This is a genomic window from Thiobacillus thioparus DSM 505, assembly GCF_000373385.1.
In the GTDB taxonomy this organism is placed as follows: domain Bacteria; phylum Pseudomonadota; class Gammaproteobacteria; order Burkholderiales; family Thiobacillaceae; genus Thiobacillus; species Thiobacillus thioparus.
Window position 1 is genome coordinate 62,905 of record NZ_KB891316.1, and the last position, 23,784, is coordinate 86,688.

Below are 23,784 nucleotides of genomic sequence, written 5' to 3' on the forward strand. Positions count from 1 at the left end.
GTCAGTGGGTGGAACCGGATTTGTTCTTGTCGATGATCTCGACCTGACCGGGGAAGCCGCCGATCTTCAGGATGTCGAGGTTGGTGGCGAGGCTGGCCTTTTCGATCTCGATGCCGACCACGCGGCCGTCTTCCGACAGGTTGAGCACGATGCCTTCGTGTGCTTCCCACGCCTGCGCGGGATTTTCGGGACTGATTTCGACATAGAGCGAATCCATGTCCTTGAAATAGGCGATGTTCATGATTCGATTTTTCCTAACAGTAGATATTCCATCAGTGCCTTCTGCACGTGCAGCCGGTTCTCGGCCTCATCCCAAACCACCGACTGCGGGCCGTCGATCACCTCGGCGGTGACTTCCTCGCCACGATGCGCTGGCAGGCAATGCATGAAGAGTGCGGTGGATTTCGCCACCTGCATCATGTCGGCATCGACCTGCCAATCGGCGAATGCCTTCAGCCGCTCCTCGTTTTCGGCCTCCCAGCCCATGCTGGTCCACACGTCGGTGGTCACCAGATCGGCGCCGCGGCAAGCGTCCATCGGGTCGGCAAAACTTTCGTAATTGTCCGTGCCGTATAGATTGGCGCGCTCGGGCTCGACTTCATAACCGGGAGGCGTCGACACGTGGACGTTGAAATCGAGCACTTCAGCCGCCTGCAGCCAGGTGTTGCACATATTGTTGGAGTCGCCGACCCATGCCACGGTCTTGCCCTGGATCGAACCGCGATGCTCGATGAAGGTGAAGATGTCGGCGAGGATCTGGCACGGATGATATTCGTTGGTCAGACCGTTGATCACCGGCACGCGCGAATGCGACGCGAAGCGCTCGATGATCTCCTGCTCGAAGGTGCGGATCATCACGATGTCGACCATGCGCGAGATGACCTCGCCTGCGTCCTCCACCGGCTCGCCGCGTCCCAGTTGTGTGTCGCGCGTGTTGAGGTAGATCGCCGAGCCGCCAAGCTGGTGCATGCCAGCTTCGAACGAAAGCCGCGTACGGGTCGAGCTTTTTTCGAAGATCATCGCCAGTGTCCGGTCGACCAGCGGGTGATACGGCTGATAGCGCTTGAAACGCGACTTGATCAGCCGCGCGCGTTCGAACAGATAGTTCAGTTCGTCGCGCGACAGGTCCTTGAATTGCAGGAAATGCTTCAGCATCACGCAGCCTGCTGCAGATAGTTTTTCACGATGCCGGAAACCGCCGTGACCAGCGTATCGACTTCGGCCGCGCCATAGATCAAAGGCGGTACCAGACGGATGACCGTGTCGGACGTGACGTTGATCAGCACGCCGGCATCGCGCGCCACCGCCACCAGTTCGCCGCACGGACGATCGAGTTCGATGCCGATCATCATGCCCTCGCCGCGGATGTCTACCACGCCATGCATGCCGAGGAGCGCTGCGCGCAGGCCACTGCGAATGGCTTCGCCGCGCACGCGCGCGTTGTCGAGCAGCTTCTCCTCTTCAATGGTCTGGAGCGTCGCCAATGCCGCGGCGCAAGCCAGCGGGTTACCGCCAAAAGTGGAGCCATGGCTGCCGGGCGTGAACACTTCGGCCGCCGCACCGCGTGCCAGACAGGCGCCGATCGGCACACCCGAGCCCAGGCCTTTGGCCAGCGCCATCACATCCGGCAGGACACCGCTATGTTGGAAGCCGAACCAGGTACCGGTGCGGCCGATGCCGGTCTGGACCTCGTCCAGCATCAGCAGCCAACCGTGGACGTCACAAATCTTGCGCAACTCGGCAAGATACTCCGACGGCAGCACGTTGATGCCGCCTTCGCCCTGCACCACTTCGATCAACACCGCGACCACGCTCTTGTTGTGCTCGGCGACATGGCGGATCGCCTCCAGATCGTTGAACGGCACCCGTGCGAAGCCCGACAGCAGGGGCTCGAACCCGGCCTGGATCTTGCGGCTGCCGGTCGCGGTCAATGTCGCCATGGTGCGGCCGTGGAAAGCCTTCTCCATCACGATGATGGTCGGCATCTCGATGCCCTTGCCGTGGCCATACAGGCGCGCCAGCTTGATCGCGGCCTCGTTGGCCTCGCAACCCGAGTTGCAGAAGAAGGCCTTGTCCATGCCCGACAGTGCGCACAGCTTGTCGGCCAGTTCCTCCTGTCGCAGCACGCGGTACAGGTTGGACGAATGGATCAGCGATGCCGCCTGTTCGCTGACGGCTTTCACCAGTTTGGGGTGGCCGTGCCCCAGGCCATTCACCGCCACGCCGGCGACCGCATCGAGATAGCGTTTGCCGGCTTCGTCCCACAGGTAGGCACCCTCGCCGCGCACAAAGGCGACGGGCTGGCGGTTATAGGTATTCATCAAATGTGTTGTCATGGCAGTCCCCAACCAGGCTGTCCCGAAATAGCTGCTGTAATTGAGTGAAATCAGCGAAATAGAAAACGGCGGCCAAAGCCGCCGTGCTTGTTATGCAGCGCCTTGATTATAGGCCGAAAAGCGCCCGGTGAGACCACCCGCCCGCCATGAAGAACAGCATCGGAATCGACAGCATGGTATTGGTGCGGGATGCCAGGAAGGCCACCCGGCGCGCCTTGTTCTTCTCGCCGTCGGTCGCCGAAACCATGCCGAGGATTTTCTTCTGGTTCGGCCAGATCAGAACCCAGACGTTGAACAGCATGATGGTGCCCAGCCACGCACCGATGCCGATCCCGCCCATGCCGTTACGCAGCAGGAAGGCGTCGACAAACAGCGGGCCCAGCAGAGCGGCGCCGGCGAGCCAGGTTACGACAGCCGCCCAGCGAAAGAACAGCAGGGCACGCGGCGCAACATGCTTGCTGATGCCGGCGGCCGTGCCATCGGCGGCGGCATTTTTCAACGCCGTCACCTGTACGAAATTGAAGTAGTACAGCAGGCCGATCCACATCACGCCTGCCATGAAATGGATCCAGCGGGCCAGGACTGCTGCGATATTGATGTTCTCCATTGCCGATGCTCCCTTTAGCTCAGAAAGTTTCTGGCAAAGACATACAGCACGGCGGTCAGAACAAAACCGGCGATGACCGTTCCCCACAGCGAATCGAGCGGATTTCTCATGATTTCCTCCTCCTGATGAATTGTTGACGGTTTTTGTCAGGTACCTGCGCCAGTATCTTCAAAATGCCGCAAACGCGCAAGCGAGGCCGGCTCAGCGCGCCTCTCCCTGCATGCTAAAATCCGCCAATTCCTTCCACCGCCCACCCACCCCATGGATGACGCCACCGCCAACGCCCCCTTCATCATTCGCGGCCTCACCAGCAAGGGTTCGCGGTTTCGCCCAAGCGACTGGGCCGATCGCCTGGCAGGCGCCTTCGCTGTCATCGATCCCAACAACCGCACCAACTATTCGCCCTATGTACAGCCCACCACATTGGACGGCATCCGCTGCGTCGTTGTGGATAAAAAGCTCAAGGCGACCGATCCCAACGCCTACCGGTTTTTACAGGCCTTTGCCGAGAGCAACGAACTGCTCACCGAGAATGGCGATTGAATAGCAACCGTGGGGGATCGGAAATGAAAAACGCCGCTGAATGCGGCGTTTTTTGCGGCGCGGGTCGTTTCACCCGGGATCGTCCGACGCTCAGGCCATGCTCTTGACCGCCTGCGACAGACGGCTCTTGTGGCGCGCGGCCTTGTTCTTGTGAACGATCTGCTTGTCGGCGATGCTGTCGATCACGCTCATGGACGCCTGGAAGACCTGCTGTGCTGCGGCCTTGTCGCCGGCCTCGATGGCTTTGCGCACTTTCTTGATCGCGGTGCGGAGCTCGGAACGCTGGCTCATGTTGCTGTCGCGCTGGGCGCTGGCTTGACGTGCGCGCTTGCGCGCCTGGGCGGAGTTCGCCATATATTTCTGCTCCTGTGGACCCCGCGCCTCGCGCAGGGCAATTAATCTAGTAGGTGCCTCGTTTGCAACGGGGCTGATTCACCAAAGCCCGCGATTGTACGGGACAACCCGACAAAAAATCAAGCCCACAGCAATCGGTGTTGCAGCACAGCCGCGCGACCCGCACAATGCGCGCAAAACCCGGTCCCGCCATGAACCTTCTCAAAGCCCTCGCTGCGGTCAGCAGCATGACCCTGCTCTCCCGCATTATGGGATTCGTGCGCGATACCATCATCGCCCGCGTATTCGGCGCCGGGATGCTCACGGACGCCTTCTTCGTCGCCTTCAAGATCCCCAACCTGCTGCGGCGGCTGTTTGCCGAAGGCGCGTTTTCGCAGGCCTTCGTGCCCATCCTCGCGGAATACAAGAGCCGCAAGGGTCATGATGCCACCCATACGCTGGTCAACCAGGTCGGCACCGCGCTGACGCTGACGCTGGTCGTCGTCGCCCTGCTGGGCATCGTAGGAGCGCCGTGGGTAGCCTATGTCAGCGCGCCCGGCTTTCGTGCCGACCCGGAAAAATTCGCGCTCACCGTCACGCTGCTGCGCATCACTTTCCCGTACATCGTGTTCATTTCGCTGGTCGCGTTGGCGGCCGGCGTGCTCAACACCTACAGCAAGTTTTCGGTGCCGGCGTTCGCGCCGGTGCTGCTGAACGTGGCCATGATCAGCGCCGCGCTGTGGCTGGCGCCCTACTTCGACCCGCCAGTGCTGGCGCTGGGCTGGGGGGTGGCGCTGGGCGGCGTGCTGCAGCTGGCGTGGATGCTGCCGCACATGATGAAAATCGGCATGCTGCCGCGCCCCACGCGGCACATCAATGACCCCGGCGTGCATCGCATCCTGCAGCTGATGGCGCCCGCCACGCTGGGTGTATCGGTGGCGCAGATCAGTCTGCTCATCAACACCATCTTCGCGTCCTTCCTCGCCACCGGCAGCGTGTCGTGGCTGTATTACGCCGACCGTCTGATGGAATTCCCCACCGGCATGCTGGGCGTGGCGCTCGGCACCATCCTGCTGCCCAGCCTGGCCAAGCATTACGCCGACGACTCCCCGGCCGAATATTCCAGGCTGCTCGACTGGGGCCTGCGGCTCACCCTGCTGCTGGCACTGCCCTCCGCGGCCGCGCTGGCGGTGCTGGCGGTGCCGCTCATCACCACGCTGTTTCGCTACGGCGCGTTCGACGCCCATGACGTCGCCATGACCCAGCACGCGCTGGTAGCCTACAGCCTCGGGCTGGTCGGGCTGATCCTGGTCAAGGTGCTGGCGCCCGGCTTCTATGCGCGGCAGAACATCCGCACGCCGGTCAAGGTCGCCATCTTTACCCTCATCGCCACCCAGTTGATGAACCTCGTCTTCATCGGCCCGCTGGGCCACGCCGGGTTGGCGCTGTCGATCGGGCTGGCTGCGTGCCTCAACGCCGGAATGCTGCTGCATCTGCTGAAAAAGCACGGCGTATACCAGCCGCAACCAGGCTGGACCGCCTACTTCCTGCGCGTGCTGCTGGCGGTTTCGCTGATGGCCGCCCTGCTTTACTTCGCCATGGGCGAGACGCAGTGGTGGCTGGCCGCCCGCTCCTACGAACGGCTGCTCCGGCTGTCGCTGCTGGTCGGCGGCGGCATCGCGCTGTATTTCGCCGCGCTCGGTCTGATGGGTTTCCGCCCGCGCCAGTTCGTCCGGCGCGCCGCGGAATAAGGGTTCGAATCGGCTAGAATAAGCGCTTTTCGGCGCCTCGCCCGCAATGCGCATCACCCACGGTTTTCGTCCACTCGGCACGCCCCACGCAGTCACCATCGGTAATTTCGACGGCTTGCACCTCGGGCACCAGGCCATGCTCGCCCGCTTGCAGGACGTGGCGCGGATGCGCGGCCTGCCGAGCTGCGTACTGAGCTTCGAGCCGCATCCGCGCGAGTTTTTCGCGCCCGAGCAGGCGCCCGCGCGTCTGTCGAGCCTGCGCGAAAAGGCCGAATGCCTGCAACGCCTGGGGATCGACCGCTTCCACGTATTCCGCTTCGACCGCGCGTTTTCTTCACTGACCGCCGAGGCTTTCATCGAACAGGTGCTGGGGCGTACGTTGCAGGCGCATTACGTCCTGGTGGGCGACGATTTTCGCTACGGCGCCAAACGCACCGGCGACTTTGCCCTGCTGCGGCAAACAGGCCGGTCGCTCGGTTTCGACGCGGAATTCCTGCCCACGGTCGAAGTGGCGGGGGAACGCGCTTCGTCCACGGCGGTGCGCAGTGCGCTGGCCGCGGGGGCGCTCGATCATGCGGCGCGCCTGCTCGGTCGTCCTTACAGCATCTCGGGCCGCGTGGTGCACGGCGACAAGCTCGGGCGCGACATCGGCTTTCCCACCGCCAACATCCAGCTCAAGCACAACCGTCCGCCGCTGATGGGCATTTTCGCGGTCGAACTCTGCGGCCTCAACGGCGCACCACTACCCGGCGTGGCGAGCCTGGGCAAGCGGCCCACGGTGAAAGGCGCAGACGCCGTGCCCGTGCTCGAAGTGCATCTGTTCGATTTCGACGCCGACATCTACGGCCGCCGCGTGCGCGTGGATTTCCTGCACAAGCTGCGCGACGAAGCAAAATACCCTGACCTTGACAGCCTCGTTGCGCAGATCCGCCGCGACGTCGACAACGCCAAACACTTTTTGGCCACGATTAAATAAAACCCAGACGCCATGCCTGACTATAAAAGTACGCTCAACCTGCCCGACACCCCCTTCCCGATGCGCGGCGACCTCGCGAAGCGCGAACCCGGCTGGGTCAAAAGCTGGCAGGAGAAAAAGCGCTACGAAGCCATCCGCAAGGCGGCGGCCGGCCGCCCAAAATTCATCCTGCACGACGGCCCGCCCTATGCCAACGGCGACATCCACATCGGCCATGCGGTGAACAAGATCCTCAAGGACATCATCGTCAAGGCCAAGACCCTCTCCGGCTTCGACGCGCCCTACGTGCCGGGCTGGGACTGCCATGGCCTGCCGATCGAGCTGCAGGTGGAAAAAACCCATGGCAAGGACATCCCCCCGTCGAAGTTCCGCGAACTGTGCCGCGCCTACGCCACCGAACAGATCGAACGCCAGAAGGCCGACTTCATCCGCTTGGGCGTGCTGGGCGACTGGGACCATCCCTACCGCACGATGGACTTCCAGTTCGAGGCCGACACCCTGCGCGTGCTTGGGCAGATCCAGCAGGCGGGCTACCTGTATCAGGGCGCCAAGCCGGTGCACTGGTGCGTCGACTGCGGCTCGGCGCTGGCCGAGGCCGAGGTCGAATACGAGGACAAGACCTCACCGGCGATCGACGTCGGTTTTGGCGTGGCCGACCCCGCCGACCTCGCGCGCCGTTTCGACATTGCGTCGATAGCCGAACCGGTTCGGATCGTCATCTGGACCACCACGCCGTGGACGCTGCCGGCCAACCAGGCGGTGGCACTGCACCCCGACTTCCAGTACGCGCTGGTGCGCACGGCCAAGGGCCTCCTGATCCTCGCCGACAGCCTGCGAGAAGCCGCGCTGACGCGCTACGGCCTCGCCGACGGCGCCGAAGTCATCGCGCACACCACCGGCCAGGCGCTCGAAGGCGTGCTGCTGTGGCACCCGTTCCAGGAGCGTCAGGTGCCGGTGATCGTCGGCGATCACGTCACGGCGGACGCCGGTACCGGCGCGGTGCATACCGCGCCCGGCCACGGCCTCGACGACTATGTGGTGGGCAGCCGCTACGGTCTGAAGGTCGACAACCCGGTGGGCGACGACGGCCGCTTCTACGCCAGCGTGCCGCTGGTCGGCGGCATGAGCATCTGGCAGGCCAATCCGCTGATCGTCGAAACGCTCGAGGCCAGCGGCAACCTGCTGGCGCACGAGAAACTGCTGCACAGCTATCCGCATTGCTGGCGCCACAAGACGCCGATCATTTTCCGCGCCACGCGGCAGTGGTTCATCGGCATGGAAGCCGGCGGCGACAAGACCCTGCGCGAGCAGGCGATGGCCGCGGTCGACGCGACCCAGTTCTTCCCGGCCTGGGGCCGCGCGCGGTTGGAGGCAATGATCCGGAACCGGCCCGACTGGTGCGTCTCGCGCCAGCGCAGCTGGGGGGTGCCGATGCCCTTCTTCACCCACAAGGAAACCGGAGAATTGCACCCGCGTACCCTGGAACTGCTGGAGATCGTGGCCAAGCGCGTGGAGGAAAAAGGCATCGAGGCTTGGTTCGCGCTCGACTCCGCCGAACTGCTGGGTGGCGACGCTGCAGACTACGACAAGACCGGTCACACGCTCGACGTGTGGTTCGATTCCGGGGTCACCCACGCCTGCGTGCTGAAGCGCCGCCCCGAGCTCGCGCATCCGGCCGACCTCTATCTGGAAGGCTCGGACCAGCATCGCGGCTGGTTCCAGTCCTCCCTGCTCACCGGCTGTGCCACCGACGGCCGCGCGCCCTACGATGCACTCCTCACCCACGGCTTCGTGGTCGACGGCAAGGGCCACAAGATGAGCAAGTCGAAGGGCAACGTCGTCGCACCACAGAAGGTGATGGACCAGTACGGTGCCGACATCCTGCGGCTGTGGGTGGCCACCACCGATTATTCCGGCGAACTGTCGATCTCGGACGAGATCCTCAAGCGCGTGGTGGAAGGCTACCGGCGGATCCGCAATACCCTGAAATTCCTGCTCGCCAACCTGTCGGACTTCGATCCGCAGGCGCACGCGCTGCCGGTGACGGACTGGCTGGAGATCGACCGCTACGCGCTGGCATTGACCCGCCAATTGCAGGGCGAACTGCAGGCGCACTACGACGCCTACGAGTTCCACTTCATCGTGCAGAAGCTGCAGTCCTTCTGCTCCGAAGACCTCGGCGGTTTCTACCTCGACATCCTCAAGGACCGACTCTACACCAGCGGTGCCGACAGCTCCGCTCGCCGCGCCGCGCAGAACGCGCTGTATCACCTGACGCAGGCACTGGCCCGCTGGATGGCGCCGATCCTGTCGTTCACCGGTGAAGAAGTGTGGGCGCAACTGGCGGGCGAGGACGACTCGGTATTCCTGCATACCTGGCACGACCTGCCGGCACAGGCCGGCGAAGCCGACCTGCTCCAGCGCTGGATCCGCATCCGCGCGGTGCGCGCCGACGTGCAGAAGGAGCTCGAAACCGTGCGCGTCGCCGGCGGCATCGGTTCCTCGCTGCAGGCCGACGTGACCCTGCACGCCAGCCCCGCCACCCAGGCCTTGCTGGCGCCGCTGGGCGACGACCTACGCTTCGTCCTCATCACCTCACAGGCACGCCTGGTGGCCGCCGCCGCCGATCGCATCGAGGTCACCCCGAGTGCCGCGAAGAAATGCGAGCGCTGCTGGCATTACCGCGACGACGTTGATGCAGACGCCGGACATCCCGGCCTGTGCGGACGCTGCGTCAGCAACCTGGCGGGCAGCGGCGAGGTGCGCAGCCATGCGTGATCTGCTGAATCCATCCATACGTAAATGGTTGGGCATCGCCCTGGCTGTGATCGTGCTCGACCACCTGACGAAGTTCTGGGTATCGTCCGCGCTCGATTATCAGGAGGCCATCCCTGTGTTGCCGTTCTTTTCACTGGTACTGGTGCACAACACTGGCGCGGCATTCAGCTTTCTCGCTGACGCAGGCGGATGGCAACGCTGGTTCTTCATTACGGTAGGTGTCGTGGCGACCGTGGTCATCGTGCGCCTGCTGAAGCGCCACGCCCATGACACGCATCTGGCATTCGCGCTGGCGCTGGTGCTCGGCGGGGCGCTCGGCAACGTGATCGACCGTGTGGTGCTCGGCCATGTGGTGGACTTCCTGTATTTCCACTACAAGAGCTTCGCCTGGCCGGCGTTCAACGTGGCGGATTCCGCCATCACCGTCGGCGCCGCGCTGCTGATCTGGGACAGCCTGCGCGGCAAGCAGGCCACGGCCAGCAAGCCATGAACGCACGTGCGGTTGTCGCCGGCGACACGTTCGAACTTCGCTATGCGCTGCGCCCACGTGGCGGCAACGACATCGTCTCCAACTTCGACGACGTCGAACCGGAGACCCTTACGCTCGGCGACGGCACCCTGGCGCCGATGCTGGAGCAATGGCTGATCGATCTCGTTCCCGGCGAACGCCACGTCTTCCTGCTCGACCCCTGGCAGGCCTTCGGCGCCAACCAGCCCGACCTGGTCCAGGTGCTGCCCAAAACCGACCTGCCCGCCGAAATGGAATTCGCGGTCGACCAACTGGTCGAATTCGCCATGCCCAACGGCCAGACACTGGCCGGCCGCATCCTTGAAATCGGCGACGACGCGGTGAAGATCGACTTCAACCACCCGCTCGCCGATCTGTCCATCGAGTTCGAAGTGGAAATCGTCCGCATCCTGTGACCCTGGAACGCCCATGACTCCTACCATTCTTCTCGCCAACCCGCGCGGCTTCTGTGCCGGTGTCGATCGCGCCATCGCTATCGTCGAGCGTGCGCTGGAGAAATTCGGCGCACCGATCTACGTGCGTCACGAAGTCGTCCACAACACTTTCGTCGTCAACGACCTCAAGGCCAAGGGCGCCATCTTCGTCGAGGAACTTGCGGAAGTGCCCGCCGGGGCCACCGTCATCTTCAGCGCCCACGGCGTGTCGCAGGCAGTACGCGTCGAAGCCGAGGCACGTGGCCTCAACGTGTTCGACGCCACCTGCCCGCTGGTCACCAAAGTCCACGTCGAAGTCAGCAAGATGCGCAAAAAGGGATTCGAGATCGTGATGATCGGCCACAAGGGCCATCCCGAAGTCGAGGGCACGCTAGGGCAGTCGAACGGTGGCATGTATCTGGTCGAAACGCCGGAGGATGTCGCCGCCCTGCAGGTCAGCGATCCCGACAAGCTCGCCTATGTCACCCAGACCACGCTATCGGTTGATGATGCCGCGCGTGTGGTCGACGCCTTGCGTGCACGTTTTCCACACATTACCGGCCCGAAGAAGGACGACATCTGCTATGCCACGCAGAATCGGCAGGATGCGGTCAAGGCGCTGGCACCGCAGTGCGATGTGGTGATCGTGGTGGGGTCACCGACCAGTTCAAACTCCAACCGCCTGCGGGAAGTAGCCCGCAACCTGGGCGTGACCGCCTACATGGTCGACAACGCGAGCGAAATCAATCCGCAGTGGATTGTAGGGAAGCAGCGCGTAGGGGTGACGGCCGGCGCCTCAGCCCCGGAGGTGCTAGTCCGGGAGGTCGTCGCACGCTTGGGACAACTCGGCGCAGGTGAGATCGAGAACCTGGCGGGTGTCCAGGAAAACGTGGGGTTCCCCCTGCCCAAAGGTCTGTAAAAACTGGGACGGAATATCGCCGACGGGCGGCATGTCGGCGGCGGCATGACTGAACCTTCTATTATTTTCCCCAGCAATCTGCCACGTTACCGCCAGCCCCCTGCAGGCCGGTATTCGTTAGCGTCAGTGTGCCGCATGTATCTCCTATCATCACTCCCGTTGGTGCGGCGGAAAGCGTAAAAGTTTGCGCCGGCGCAGCCCCCATCGCAACCGTGATGTTGTATTTGGCCGCACCATTGACCGGACTTACCTGACGTGGTAACTGTGAGCTGTCAATCGCGTTGCCTGCACTGTCCTGGTCGTAGCGGTTGGCAGTTGTGAAATTGCGCTCCAGAAACTGCGCGTTTTCAAGCAGCAGCGAGCGTGCCTCGGCCCGGCTAGCCCGCTGCACGTATTGTGTGTACGACGGGTAGGCAATCGCCGCCAGAATGCCGATGACGGCCACTGTGATCATCAACTCGATCAATGTGAATCCTGAGTGGCTGGTCTTTTTCATATTCACCTCTGATCCGATCAATGCTTACTGCGGGAAAAGCTGACGCCACGATGTCCTGGGAACACCTGTCGTTCCCTTTTCCTCCACCACCACGATACCGCCTGCGGTGCCACTGCCCACTTTGTATTCTTTCTCGCCCGCGCTGATGACGGTAGGCGACTTGAGCAAGCCCTCACTGGCGAGTTTTTTGCCGCTGACTGCAGCATTCACCGTAGAGCCACCCGAGGTGTAGCTCACATAATCCGAACTGTCGAAGACGGTGTCGCCATTGAAGTTGAACACGCTGTAAGGCAGCCCTGCCCCCGTGAAGGCATCCACCTCCGTCAGCCAACTGTAGCCCCCTTGGTCGCACACTGCCGCGGACGGCACGATGGACGTGAAGATCACGCGTCCGTAACGCAGCAACGGCACGCTGACGATGCGCTCACCCAGGTTCGTCGGCGTGTTGGGCGACAGCAGGTCGAGATACCAGCCCTTCTTGGCGGATCCTCCCGAATAGCTGAACGCAGTGGTGCTGACCACACGCACCACGTCCGAGTTGGTGGCCGAATACGGGCCCTCGTACACGAAGCTCTGCCCTTGCAGATCGCTACGGCCATTAGTGATTTTCGAGCCGGAATCCAGGATGCCATACCCCGTTTGCGTATTGGTCGGGCCGATATCGGAGTTGCCCAAGTATTTTCCGGTGCCGAAGTAGATCATGTAGCCCGACTGTCCGCTCGGCGCCGCACCAATCTCCAGGGGACTGGTGATGGGCTGCGCTGTCGTTCCGATCATCGCCTGGAATAGCGGGGATGGCGTTGAGCCGGTTTTGTATGCGACTTTCCAAGAACCCGTCGTAGCACCGCTCACATCAAACTTCCACACGTTGCCTTTCAGATCGCCCGCATAGATCGCATCGACGATGCGGTCGCCGGTCGTATCCAGCAAAGCGGGTTCGGACAGGCCGTTGTCGGTGCCGACCCCAGTATCGATCTTGATCACGGGCAAGCCCAGCGACTTGTCCAGCGGCACCATATACAGCAACGCATGCTGGTTGGCACTGTTGTAGCCGTTTCCGAACACGGCATACCAGTTGCCATCGTTCATACGCGCCACGAATGCGTGTCCCATGATGTTGCCGAGGTCGTTTGTATCGGTGAACTCCCACATGACCTTGCTTGCATCGAACGCATCCGGGTCGGTGATGTCCAGCGCGAATACCGCCTTGCCACCTGCCCCGAGCGTACCCAGCAGGACGGTTTTCCAAGCCGCTCCCAGATACGCGTCACCCGAATTGGGTGATCCGTCGACAAAATACTGGTGCTGGTAGGTCGGACTGGCCAGATTCTTCAAATTCGGAATGACGGCATTGGGCACGTAGGTGAACAATTCTTGTCCACCGCCCCCCGCTGCCGTGTCGGATGCATTGATGGCATGCAGCATGCCGTCGTTGGAGCCTACATAAAGCGCTGGTTTCCGGCCCGCCTTGAAGGTGGTACGGAAGGTCGTGTAGGCAGCCTGCTCAGTGGCAGACAGGCCGCTGCCCGGCTGATCGTAACCGTAGCTTTCAACCGCCACATAATGTGGGTCCGAGTTGACGATGTCGCCCAGCAGCGTGCTGCGTTTGCGGTAGGTTCCATTCGCCTCGTTCGATTGATCTCCCCGTATGTAATCAAGGACGGGGCTGCTTCCGTTGGAAGCATTCGCACTGTCGATCGCGTTTTTCTGCGTGCTGGTGATCGCCCCCCAGAGGAAGTCGGACCCAGCGCCGGCATTCCAGGCCGAGCCGTCCCAGGTTGCGATCTTGCGTGAAGCGGCAGCCGGGATATTGGTGCTATCGCTGGCATCCCAACTTGGGGTACCTGGCGCACCCGTCGAACTCAGCGGAATGGCCTTCAGTTCGCCATACCAGCCCGGCGTATGGAACAAGGCCTGATAAACGTGGGTGTTGGTGTCCAGGCGGGTGGAGTTGGTGGCGATGGCGGACGCCGACGCATCAGCCGTGGCCGCCGCCTCAAATACCTTGCCCAGCGCGTCGTACAGGCCAGCAGGGTTGGTCACCTTGAAGTAATTGTCAGGGACACCATCCGCACCTGCTGCACCTGTTTTATTGTTTTTGACGTCCCAGTTCCCGCTCAGATAATCGGCGCTGCCGTATTTAGCCGCATACCAGAGCGGGTTTTCCAGCAGCTTTGCTGCAGAGGAGCCAAGATCAAAGGTTCTGTAGGTCGGCCCTGTTACCGTTCCAGGACGGGTTGCGATCGAGGTGAAATTCTGGCCCCCGGGTCGCAGGATATCAAGATAGGTTCCGTCCGCGTCGCTTCCGGTCACAGTGTAGCCGAAGCGAAGCGTGTGTCCCGCTTGGGCATAATTGGTTTGTGCAGTAATCTTGAATTCATTGGAGGACACTGCCGGCGAACAGGCCGTGCCGACGCAGAAATCGATCAATTCCTTGCCGTCCAGGTCGTAGTCATTGCCCCAGGTGGAGTCCTCCCAGGACATCTCCAACTGACCACTGACGATATTGCCGCCTGACATGTTCAGGCTCAGCACTTTCATATCCGTCAGCGAGCATACACGCCAGCCTGAAGTGGAAGCCGTCGCGTTCGGGTCGCTGTTTGCCTGACAGGCGGGCAGGAAACTGATCGTCCCGCCAGATACCGGGATTTCCAGCTTGGGCAGGCTTTCGGCCAACGCAACCGTATAGGTGCCCATCGGCTGACGCGCCGCGTAGTCCGGCTTATAGTTGCCCTTGCTCGGATCGCCCCAGCGATTAGTGCGATCAGCCTTATATAGCGGACGTAAATCCACCGTCTGGTTGGAATACGCCAGGCCGGCGATGAAATAGGTACCTTTCAGGCTCGGGCCTTCGGGACAGATGCCCTTGGCATTTTTCAGATCCGCTAGCGTCTTGCCCGTGCACTGGTTATCCGAGGTCACGGAGTTGTCACCGATCAGATAGCTGCCGGAAATTCCTTCCTTGGTCCCCACCGCCGTCGTCAACACCGCCGGATTCAGGCCGGGTACATCAGATGCTGAAGAAAAGTCGTCGTCGTCAAATGAGCCCAGGCCCGTGGAAAGCACGATGGTATTAGACAGCGCGCACCATTCGGTACTCGGCAACGGATCACTCCAGGTCACCTTGGGCAGGTTGGGGATGATACTGGCATCTGATGTGTCAAAGGCATTACTCGGCGATGTATTGCCGGCAAAATAGCGCAAGCTTTCCAGATACATTTCGGACAAGGGATTGCCCCAGTCGACGCACTCGCCATTGTTAAAGGTGAGAATTCCTGGCGTGCCACAGTTGTATTGATACTTATGCGTGCCAAAATCCCAGCCGGCAATCCGGAACCGGTTGATGGTGTTGACGATACCGTAATCGCTCGCGCCCTGGTTGATGAATTGTCCAGTTGCGGTGTTAATCTCGTTGTCAGTTGCTGTTGTGTTTCCACTCATCCAAGTAGTATTTTTACGCAGAACACCTCCCGACTTGTTTTTGCTATAGCTCCCCGTCAAGAGTCCAAAACGCACCCGGGCAGCAGCTGTGCTTTCCCCATATTTCTGCAATAAGCCAGTAGGTTTCTTATTGCTCCCATACGTCGTGCAGTTATCTTCCTCTTTGCCGGACACGCACACTGCAACTCGCGCAGTCAGGGTAGTAATGGATCCTGATGAAGGTTTATCTCCCACAGCACCGCTACCTGCACCGCATTGCTGGCCGTCATAAAACGCCCAGTTGGTCCAGGACCCCGAGGCAACCTGAAGCGCAGGCGCTACGGTCGTACTATTCGACTGGCCACTCGTGGCAGGCGTAACGTTACAAATTGAAATTGACGAATATGAGTAAGGCGTAAATTTCGCCACATCCGTCGCACCACCGGCCGGCGCAAATATTTTGGCAAACGCATGCACATCATTCGGAAGCATGGCACGTTCCAGTACCGTGTCCCCCAGCGCAGTGCCATTATTATCGGTTGAGCGGTAGCCGCCGTATAACACCTTGCGTAGCACGTCCATCCGTGTCATGGCTGCCCAGTTAAGGAAATTACCACTCCATTGAGACGAACATTCGTGGCTATTTAAACCGCCAGCCGTTCCCGCTGGCTCGAAACGGCCACCACTTCCAGAAGTGTAGCTATAGCAGCGCTTAGGATTAAAGTAACCGTAATATTCGACTGTATCGGTATAACTTGTGTCCAATACGCCGTCACCATTCAGGTCGGAATAGTCGTTATAGGCCTTCATCGACAGTTGGTGATCGCGCGACATGACCAGCATCATGCGAGGGTCAGGCGGGTTGAGGAACACCGGCTTTTGGGCAATATCGACTGCCGCGCCAGCCAATGGCGACAGTGTGGCGAGGACCAGTCCGAGTATGAGGGCGTTGATGCGTTTCATGTTCGATGCTCCAGAGTATCGGCACTAGCGGCGATAAGTTTCCTGCAGATAGATATGGGTATTGGGATTGCCGCCGGTCCCGCGTGCAGTAATCCGATACATGCCCGACTCGGTTATCGGGCCGGACTTCAAGCTGAATCCGCCTGCGACCCCACTGGGTATCTGCTCGACCACGAAACTGGGGGCCGAATAGACACCAGCCGGGACGGTGGAGACCGCAACTGAATCCGTTCCCCAGTTGTGCGTTTGTATCCAGTAGGACGTATTGCTGCGGGTACTGCTTGGCGTCAGATAGGCCCCTGTTGCTGCGAAAGTAGGCAAGGATGCACCGTTGAGAACCGATTCGCCTGAGCGCAAAGCTGCCTCGGCGGCCTGGAACGCCAGATCGATATCGCGTGCATTGCCTGACATTTTTTCTTCGAGCAGGGTGGTGCGCAGCGCCGCCATCGAAATCAGGGTGAGGACGACCATGAAGATCAGGCCGGTGATGAGGGCGACACCACGCTCGGCGCGCGGCACGGTATGGGTCATCGTGTTCATGGCAGGCGGTTGCGAACCCCGATCGTGGTTGTCAAGACTTGGTACATGCGCCGGTCCCCGGCAGGCACGGCGGCATTGTTGTAGTTGTAGGTTTGCTGGGAGGTGACGATATTGTTGTCGGGGCTGGCCATCAGCAGGCTGATCCTGACCGCCACCACCCGGTCCCAGTTCGCGACCGCACCGGCCGTGACGTAGCTGTCCACGGCGCCGTCCGAATTGGTATCGATGCCGTACTGGATCTGCATGTTCTGGACGCCGTCAGCCAGTTCCACGGGATTGCTCGCGCTGGTGGCGAGGAAGTTGTCGTACACCCACAACGCGGGACGACCGCTCGCACCCGTGCGGATGAAATAGGTCTTGCTCTGCATCTTGGCAATTTCGCCGTTGACGAAGTTGTGGCCAAGATCTTGGGTGGCGTTGCCCGGCGTTCCCGTGCCGGTATTGTGAACGACGTTCTGCCCGCCCCCCGTTGAGTTGAAATTGGTAATCTGGAAAACAGTGGCATTCGTGCAATCGGTCACCATGGCGATGTCGCCGATCGCCAGATCGTTAGGCGTCGTAACCTTGAGATCGGCCGAGGTGTTGCCCGGCTGCTGTGTCACGTACGCGCCCATGCCTGCCGTGCTGCGCAGGACGACGGCATCCGTCCCGGGCAGGATGTTCAGCGTATCCAGCCCGCCGGTTCCGGTGGGCAGGGCGGGCGACCAGCTGGCGCTCTGCGCGTCGTAGCCGGCGAGCGGCTGACCGAAGTTGTAGGCGTTGAGCGAACTGTTGTTCAGAGTGTTGTTGAACGTGCCACTGCCGCTCGCACAGCCGCGATAGCCAGCCATGCGAATGTCGCGGGTCAGGGTGTCCATTGCATAGCGCGCGGTTTCCTGCATGCGCGACATGTTGTCGGCGGTACGGAAAGCGCCCCGGCTGCCGATGTAGAGGTAGCCGACCGCGCCGACCACAATGAACCCGATAGTGATCGCCACCATGAGTTCGACCAGGCTGAAGCCGGCCTGAGATTTTGCCTGAGTGGGGGTCATGGGTGTTTTCATAGCCGGGTCTGGATCGTGAATTGCTGGGCCGAGTCGCCGGCGTTACCTGTGCTCGTGTCGTGCTTCCCGACTCCTCGGCTATCGTTCCACTGCACCGTGATGGTTACGGTGCGATTGGCTTGAACGGCTATTGCACCATCCCCGGCTGGCAGCGCACAGGCGACCTGGTTTTTCCAGTCGGTCAGTTCGTTCGCTGCCATCGTCGCGCCGGCCAGGACCGGGGTCGCTGCGCAGGTGGCCGGGCTGCCAAGGGCCGTGTTGTAATTGCTGGCCAACGCCGCGGCCCGGTCGACACGCATGCGGTCGACGATGTCGTAGGCCAGCCAGGTGGCCTGGGTGCGCTGGTACGCGCTCTGGTTGTTGCGGACGCTGGCCGTCATCAGGCCAGCCAGGCCGAGCAGGCCGATGGCCAGCACCAGCACCGCGACCAGCACTTCGAGCAGGGTAAAACCGGACTGTTTCATTCGCATCCTCATGGGCAGACAGCGTCGGCGACGTACGGGCGCCCGGTCAGCTCGACCTGGATGGCCCGCCCCTTGACGGTGGCGGGGGCGGGGGGGCACAGCGTCAGGGTGGTGGCCGCAGCAAGGGTGGTGCGGCCATTCGGCGTATAGGTAATGGTGGTCACTGCGCCGGCCGACAGCGTGTTGCCACCGGTGAGGGCAGGCTGCACGCGAATGACGCCCGACGCATCGCGCACGATCAAGCCCTGCATCCAGCCGCCCGTGCAACTGCTGCCATTGCTGCTGGCGCACACGCTGACCTGAGCGCCCCGCTTGACGGCCTCGCTGCGCGCCAGGCTGAGCGCGCCGACGATTTCGTTGGCCTGCGATGCCATGCGGCTGTTCATCACGAACATCTGATAATTCGGGACGGCAACGGTCAGCAGAATGACCGCCACGGCCAGTGTGACCAGCAATTCGATCAGGGTAAAGCCGCGCGATGTGTCCGAGGCGTCGATCATGTTATTCAGGTTCTCATTTCACGCTGCCACCTTAAGAAGCGGGGGCGGTGATGTCCAGTTCCGCAAGACGAATGGCAGGATTGGGTTTATGAACGGCCAAACCCCGCCGGCACTGTGTTTCAGCAATCCACAATACTTAACGTCACGGGCGAGACCAACTTGAGCAGCTGGCGAGATCAGCAGATACCTGAGAGGAGACGGGGACGCCCAGTGTTATTGATAATGATGTCGCGTCGATTGCCCGAGTTACAAATTTGGATGGTGCCATTGGGCAGACTTAACCCCTGGCTTCTCCCAGTTGGAAGATAGCTGACGTAGCGGCTGTAGTTCGTGCCTGTAGTGATGATCACCGCTGAATTGACAGTGTCCTGTACTCTCAACACCACGTCACCCGAATCGACCACACCAGGCGTGCCACCATCGACAAATACCAGCCAGCCCTCGTGCCAGTTGGCCGTGGCATCGCAAGCCGATGGGACGGCCCCCGCATCGCCTGTCTTGCACACAGTAACGCGCATGCCCCGCTTGACGGCTTCGGACCGCGCCAGTTGCAGGTCCGTCACCAGATCGTTGGTCACGGCCGCCAGCCTGCTGGTGCTCGTCAGAAATCCATAGCCTGGAACAGCAATCGCCAATAAAATCGACCCTACCGCCAGCACAACCAGCAGTTCCACCAGTGTGAAGCCACGCCATCCCATTTCCCCCTCCCTCGCTTTTTTATATGGGAATGTCAGCTTGCCACGCTGTAGACGACGCATCTATACAACTTTAGTCGTAGGTTCAGCCCATGCATGAGCCAGGCAATCCGGGGCTGCGAACGTCCGTCATCGTCCTGGGCGCGGGGGTTTCCGGCCTCAGCGCAGCGCTGGCTTTATTAAAACGCGGCCATGGCGTCACGCTTCTGGAACGCGGAGACGTAGGGGCCGAGTCGTCGTGGGCGGGCGGGGGGATTCTGTCGCCGCTGCTGCCGTGGGATTACACCGAAGCGCTCTCCACGCTGGCGCTGCGCTCGATGGCCGGCTATGCGGACTGGGTGGCGGATATCGAGGCATACTGCGGACGCAGTGCCGAATACTGGTGCTGCGGGATGCAGGTATCGAGCGAACCCCGGATCGACGAGGCACTTGCCTGGTGCGAAACGCATGATCTGACGGCGCAACGCCAATTCACACAGGCAGGCGAAAGCCTCTGGCTGCCTGATATCGCCCAGGTGCGTAATCCGCGCCTGGTCGCGGCCTTGCGCGAAGCCGTGATACGCCTGGGCGGGATCATCCATGTACACAGCGCGGTGGAAACGGTCACCATCCGTGCAAAGCATATGGTGGCAGTCCACACGGCACAGGACACGTACACGGCGGATCGGTTCGTCGTAGCTACCGGGGCGTGGTCAGGCATCGCGCTACCCAATCTAACAGGTGTCCCGAATATCCGTCCGATACGCGGCCAGATGCTGCTATTCAAACAGGAACCCGGCATGCTTGATACGATCCTGTACCGCAAGGGTCTGTATCTGATTCCACGCCGCGACGGCCATGTGCTGGCTGGAAGCACGCTGGAAGACGCCGGGTTCGACAAGACCACCGATGCACCCACACGCCAGCGCCTGCACGTTGAGGCGGCCGAATTGCTGCCTTCCCTGGAAGAGCTTCAACCCATCAGGCATTGGGCCGGTCTGCGTCCCGGTTCACCCGACAATCTTCCAGTCATCGACCGCCATCCCGATTTCGACAATGTCTTCGTCAACGTAGGACATTACCGCTATGGCGTCACGTTGGCGCCTGCGTCGGCAGAGCTCCTGACCGACCTGATGGAGGACACCATGCCAGCCGTCGACCCCGCACCCTATCGTTGGGAAGCTGCGCGCGAACGCGGGTGGACCGACGCACTCTAGGTGTTCCCATGGGCAAGCACTCGGCGCGCCCTGACAAGATGGTTTACACTTTGCGCCACTCAAGCCACGCTGCTTCTGCCATGCGATGAAAACAATAATCGGTTCGTGCGACCCCATCTATACAAAGGCTGGCAGGAATGACAAGGGTGTCCATTGACTGAGGCAACCGGCAACCGCCCAGCCCTGACGGTCTGGATCGTCAGCGACGGCAAACCGGGGCATGTCAATCAATCGCTGGGACTGGTCGAGGCACTGGCGCGCGCCACGCCAACCGAAACCCATATGCTTCCCGCCTTGCCGGCTTGGCGCTCCTGGCTGGCGTTGCTACTGAAGCACATTCCGGGCAAGGCACTTCCCTCCCCCGATCTGATCGTGGGCGCAGGGCACGCCACACACATGACGCTACTGGCGGCACGACGTGCGCGTGGGGGACAGGTCGTCGTCCTGATGAAACCGAGCCTGCCGCGCGCTTGGTTCGACCTCTGCATTGTGCCCCGGCACGACGGCATCGCAGCTGATATGCGTACGCTCGTGACGGAAGGCGCCCTGAACCGCATGCGCACTGCGGCCAACAGCGATACACATCATGGATTGCTTCTGATCGGCGGCCTCTCGCCGCATTTCGAATGGGACAGCGACGCCATCCAGCTTCAGATCAAGAGCATCCTCACACGTACACCCGACACGCTATGGACGCTCACCACCTCGCGCCGCACGCCGCCCGAATTTCTGGCGGAGCTGCCACCCGCCGCCACCCTGACCGTGGTTCCGCATACCGCGACGTCGCCCGACTGGCTGCCGGCACAGTTTGCACGATGCGGCATCGTATGGGTCACGCCCGACAGCGCCTCGATGGTGTTCGAAGCCCTGTCGGCAGGTGCCGATGTCGGCGTATTCGACCTGCCGGTCAACCCGAAAAGCCGCGTTGGCCAGGCGATCGCACGACTTGCCGATTCGCAACGCATTACCCGCTTCGTGCGCTGGTGCGCGAGCGGCACGCTCCATCCCAACCTGCACCCGTTGGCCGAGGCCGACCGGTGTGCCGAATGGATTCTTGAATGGCTGAAGAAAAAAAACTGACCGTCCTGCAACTGCTGCCCGCCCTGCAATCCGGCGGCGTCGAACGCGGCACACTCGAAGTAGCGCAGGCCTTGGTGAAGCAAGGCCACCGGGCTCTGGTGATATCGGCAGGCGGACGGCTGGTTGCCCCCCTGACGAAAACCGGTGCCGAACATTTCACCTGGCCGATCGGCAAGAAATCGCTCAAGACGCTGCTGCTCGTCGGCAAACTGCGAAAATTCCTGACGGAAGAGAAAGTGGACATCCTCCACGCACGTTCGCGCGTGCCTGCCTGGATCGCTTGGCTGGCCTGGCGCGGCATGAATCCGTCGACTCGACCGCGTTTCGTCACCACGGTGCATGGCCCCTATTCGGTAAGTGCCTACAGCGCAGTCATGACGAAGGGCGAACGGGTCATCGCCATCTCAAAAATGATCATCAATTACATCGTCAGGAATTACCCGAAGGTGCCACAGGAAAATGTGCGCCTGATCTATCGGGGCGTCGACCCCGAGCAATTTCCGTCGGGTTACACGCCCCCTGACGACTGGATGCGCCAGTGGCAGCAGGAACATCCCGGCCTGGCAGGCAAGAAAATCCTGTTGCTGCCCGCCCGTCTGACCCGCTGGAAAGGCCAGACCGACTTTATCGACATGCTGGAACAAGTTCTCAAGACTCGGCCCGATGTCCACGGCCTGATCGTGGGCGAAACCCATCCAAGGAAGCAGGCATTCATGGCCGAGTTGGAAGCGCGCAGCAAACGTCTTGGCGTGTGTCAGCATCTGAGTTTCATCAGCCATCGCGCAGACCTTCGGGAAATCATGGCCATCAGCGATATTGTGTATTCGCTCTCGCGCGAACCCGAAGCGTTTGGCCGGGTCAGCCTGGAAGCGCTCAGCCTCGGCAAGCCGCTGATCGCCTATGACCACGGGGGTGTGAAAGAGCAACTGGCGGCCATCCTGCCGGAAGGTGCGGTTCCCGTCGGCGACATCGGCCAGGCCGCCCGGAAAACCCTGCGGTGGCTGGATGCCCCGCCTCGCGTACCCGAACAGAATCCGTTCACGCTGGAACGCATGCTGACAGCCACGCTCGACGTCTATACCGAGCTCGCCCGCGCACCGCGCACCAAATAAAGCAGACGCTATCGATACAGATCCGCAGCGGTCAGGATTTTCCGCTGATCGCCCCGGGCAGATGGCGCAGCCGTCCCCGGAGCTTGCCATACACGTCCCGAAACAGGGTGGCTGGGCTGGACATGCGCATGGCGCGGCGCGACAGAATTGCCGCCCCCGTTTCCGGTTTTGCGCCCTCGCGATGCAGGCGTGCAATTTCACGAGCGGCCACGGCAAACAGGTTGTATTCGAACATGACACGCCGCTTGGCCTCGACGATCGCCGGCAGGCGCTTGTCGAATTCACGGTTCGCGATCGCCTCTCGGATCAACGCGGCGGCTCCAGCCGCGTCATGGATATCGATACGGATAAAACTTTCTTCCGGAAAATACGCCTCCAGATTGGGGCAGCCACAGTAGAAAGGCAGCGCCAGCCCCAGGAAGGGATCGGCAATCTTTTCCGTCCAGTGGTGCTCGCCGATATAGTTTTCGATCGCGACGTGGTAACGATAGGCGCGAAGGCAGTCGGCCTTGTCGTCGAGCGGCCGTGCGCTGTGGCGGCCGAACGTATCGAGCTCGGGCATCAACTCCACCAGCTCGCGCATGAAGCGCGCACGGTGATAGTGCAAGGTATGCCGCATCGCCTTGGGCGAATACACCATCGAGACATTGCGGGATTTGTCTTGTGGCGATTCGCCCAGGATGTCGTCGAACGGCACGGTCCGATGCCGTCCCACCCCGTAGAACCAATGCAGCGCCGACTGCGAGTAAATCCGGTTGGGGTGCCGCAACGCCCACTCGGGCTGGCTGGTCAGCACCGCACCGAACTGTCGCGCATAGTCATTGCCATAAATCTTGACGGACGAAGGCTCCATGGTCACCAGCAGCGTATGCTCGTGCGGGCAGGCCAGCGGCTCGCGGCTGACTTTCTTTGCCTCCCCCGGTCTCGCGGGCACGTCGTCGTAGACCAGCAACCAGTCGTAATCCCGCGCCTCACGCTCGAAGACGAATTCGCATTCGCCCCATACGGGCTCATTGTGGGGAAATTGGTGAAGCCAGGTCGACGTGGGCGTGGAACTGATCACTTTGACGCGTAGCCGCGACTTGGTCAT

General features: G+C 61.5%; 23 protein-coding genes. 10 read left to right on the top strand and 13 right to left on the bottom strand.

All coding sequences use genetic code 11. The annotated features are described in order from the left end of the window. Position 1: 1 nt before the first annotated feature. From B058_RS0100345 to B058_RS0100360, 4 genes are all read right to left on the bottom strand, one after another. The gene (locus tag B058_RS0100345; RefSeq protein ID WP_018506467.1) at positions 2-241 is read right to left on the bottom strand and encodes a DUF2283 domain-containing protein; all 240 of its coding nucleotides are present in this window, start codon (positions 239-241) and stop codon (positions 2-4) included. After that, positions 238-1,155 (bottom strand): ornithine carbamoyltransferase, encoded by a 918-nt coding sequence (gene argF / locus B058_RS0100350; RefSeq protein WP_018506468.1) that lies wholly within the window; start codon positions 1,153-1,155, stop codon positions 238-240. Before argF ends, B058_RS0100345 begins: the two co-directional genes overlap by 4 nt. Beyond that, the gene (locus tag B058_RS0100355; protein ID WP_040723072.1) at positions 1,155-2,336 is read right to left on the bottom strand and encodes an acetylornithine transaminase; all 1,182 of its coding nucleotides are present in this window, start codon (positions 2,334-2,336) and stop codon (positions 1,155-1,157) included. Before B058_RS0100355 ends, argF begins: the two co-directional genes overlap by 1 nt. 106 nt (positions 2,337-2,442) lie before the next feature. After that, the gene (locus B058_RS0100360) at positions 2,443-2,943 is read right to left on the bottom strand and encodes a urate hydroxylase PuuD (RefSeq protein ID WP_018506470.1); all 501 of its coding nucleotides are present in this window, start codon (positions 2,941-2,943) and stop codon (positions 2,443-2,445) included. 261 nt (positions 2,944-3,204) lie between these two features. On the opposite strand from B058_RS0100360, the gene B058_RS0100370 reads away from it, so the two are divergent. Then, complete coding sequence (locus B058_RS0100370; RefSeq protein ID WP_018506472.1) at positions 3,205-3,486, top strand: DUF3579 domain-containing protein; 282 nt, start codon at positions 3,205-3,207, stop codon at positions 3,484-3,486. 90 nt (positions 3,487-3,576) lie between these two features. Here the strand turns inward: B058_RS0100370 and rpsT are convergent, their stop codons facing one another. Continuing rightward, on the bottom strand, positions 3,577-3,840 hold the full coding sequence (gene rpsT / locus B058_RS0100375; RefSeq protein WP_018506473.1) for a 30S ribosomal protein S20: 264 nt from the start codon (positions 3,838-3,840) through the stop codon (positions 3,577-3,579). A gap of 191 nt (positions 3,841-4,031) precedes the next feature. Here rpsT and murJ point away from each other — a divergent pair, with 191 nt between their 5' ends. The 6 genes from murJ to ispH are packed head-to-tail and all read left to right on the top strand — an operon-like array spanning position 4,032 to position 11,185. Then, positions 4,032-5,570: a murein biosynthesis integral membrane protein MurJ gene (murJ, locus tag B058_RS0100380; protein WP_018506474.1), complete on the top strand. Its 1,539-nt coding sequence runs from the start codon at positions 4,032-4,034 to the stop codon at positions 5,568-5,570. Between the two features lie 46 nt (positions 5,571-5,616). Continuing rightward, on the top strand, positions 5,617-6,546 hold the full coding sequence (locus B058_RS0100385) for a bifunctional riboflavin kinase/FAD synthetase (RefSeq protein WP_018506475.1): 930 nt from the start codon (positions 5,617-5,619) through the stop codon (positions 6,544-6,546). A gap of 12 nt (positions 6,547-6,558) precedes the next feature. Beyond that, a complete protein-coding gene (ileS, locus tag B058_RS0100390; RefSeq protein ID WP_018506476.1) occupies positions 6,559-9,324 on the top strand; it encodes an isoleucine--tRNA ligase in 2,766 nt (921 codons plus the stop codon). Next, positions 9,317-9,814, top strand: a complete 498-nt coding sequence (gene lspA, locus B058_RS0100395) for a signal peptidase II (protein ID WP_018506477.1) — start codon at positions 9,317-9,319, stop codon at positions 9,812-9,814. Before ileS ends, lspA begins: the two co-directional genes overlap by 8 nt. Then, positions 9,811-10,248, top strand: a complete 438-nt coding sequence (locus B058_RS0100400; RefSeq protein ID WP_018506478.1) for an FKBP-type peptidyl-prolyl cis-trans isomerase — start codon at positions 9,811-9,813, stop codon at positions 10,246-10,248. The genes lspA and B058_RS0100400 overlap by 4 nt, the downstream gene beginning before the upstream one ends. 13 nt (positions 10,249-10,261) lie before the next feature. After that, positions 10,262-11,185, top strand: a complete 924-nt coding sequence (gene ispH, locus B058_RS0100405) for a 4-hydroxy-3-methylbut-2-enyl diphosphate reductase (protein ID WP_018506479.1) — start codon at positions 10,262-10,264, stop codon at positions 11,183-11,185. Between the two features lie 61 nt (positions 11,186-11,246). On the opposite strand, the gene B058_RS0100410 is transcribed toward ispH, so the two are convergent. The 7 genes from B058_RS0100410 to B058_RS0100440 all read right to left on the bottom strand — a co-directional run bounded on the left by B058_RS0100410 (position 11,247) and on the right by B058_RS0100440 (position 19,369). Then, positions 11,247-11,681 (bottom strand): type IV pilin protein, encoded by a 435-nt coding sequence (locus tag B058_RS0100410; protein WP_026240506.1) that lies wholly within the window; start codon positions 11,679-11,681, stop codon positions 11,247-11,249. A 24-nt stretch (positions 11,682-11,705) separates the two neighbouring features. After that, positions 11,706-16,064: a pilus assembly protein gene (locus tag B058_RS0100415; RefSeq protein ID WP_081616693.1), complete on the bottom strand. Its 4,359-nt coding sequence runs from the start codon at positions 16,062-16,064 to the stop codon at positions 11,706-11,708. A gap of 24 nt (positions 16,065-16,088) precedes the next feature. Beyond that, a complete protein-coding gene (locus B058_RS0100420; RefSeq protein WP_211208592.1) occupies positions 16,089-16,604 on the bottom strand; it encodes a pilus assembly PilX family protein in 516 nt (171 codons plus the stop codon). Then, positions 16,601-17,647 (bottom strand): PilW family protein, encoded by a 1,047-nt coding sequence (locus tag B058_RS0100425; RefSeq protein ID WP_081616694.1) that lies wholly within the window; start codon positions 17,645-17,647, stop codon positions 16,601-16,603. The genes B058_RS0100420 and B058_RS0100425 overlap by 4 nt, the downstream gene beginning before the upstream one ends. Then, the gene (gene pilV / locus B058_RS0100430; RefSeq protein ID WP_018506484.1) at positions 17,644-18,111 is read right to left on the bottom strand and encodes a type IV pilus modification protein PilV; all 468 of its coding nucleotides are present in this window, start codon (positions 18,109-18,111) and stop codon (positions 17,644-17,646) included. The genes B058_RS0100425 and pilV overlap by 4 nt, the downstream gene beginning before the upstream one ends. 8 nt (positions 18,112-18,119) lie before the next feature. Next, complete coding sequence (locus B058_RS0100435; RefSeq protein ID WP_018506485.1) at positions 18,120-18,611, bottom strand: GspH/FimT family pseudopilin; 492 nt, start codon at positions 18,609-18,611, stop codon at positions 18,120-18,122. A 176-nt stretch (positions 18,612-18,787) separates the two neighbouring features. Further along, positions 18,788-19,369 (bottom strand): GspH/FimT family pseudopilin, encoded by a 582-nt coding sequence (locus B058_RS0100440; protein ID WP_245539226.1) that lies wholly within the window; start codon positions 19,367-19,369, stop codon positions 18,788-18,790. A 29-nt stretch (positions 19,370-19,398) separates the two neighbouring features. Here B058_RS0100440 and thiO point away from each other — a divergent pair, with 29 nt between their 5' ends. The 3 genes from thiO (at position 19,399) to B058_RS0100455 (ending at position 22,694) form a co-directional block, all read left to right on the top strand. Further along, positions 19,399-20,502, top strand: coding sequence for a glycine oxidase ThiO (thiO, locus tag B058_RS0100445; protein ID WP_018506487.1), 1,104 nt, complete (start codon positions 19,399-19,401; stop codon positions 20,500-20,502). Between the two features lie 153 nt (positions 20,503-20,655). Then, a complete protein-coding gene (locus B058_RS0100450; protein WP_018506488.1) occupies positions 20,656-21,582 on the top strand; it encodes a mitochondrial fission ELM1 family protein in 927 nt (308 codons plus the stop codon). Beyond that, positions 21,561-22,694 (top strand): glycosyltransferase family 4 protein, encoded by a 1,134-nt coding sequence (locus tag B058_RS0100455; RefSeq protein WP_026240509.1) that lies wholly within the window; start codon positions 21,561-21,563, stop codon positions 22,692-22,694. The genes B058_RS0100450 and B058_RS0100455 overlap by 22 nt, the downstream gene beginning before the upstream one ends. Before the next feature lie 31 nt (positions 22,695-22,725). Here B058_RS0100455 and B058_RS0100460 read toward each other — a convergent pair whose 3' ends face one another. Further along, positions 22,726-23,784, bottom strand: a complete 1,059-nt coding sequence (locus B058_RS0100460) for a glycosyltransferase family 10 domain-containing protein (RefSeq protein WP_018506490.1) — start codon at positions 23,782-23,784, stop codon at positions 22,726-22,728.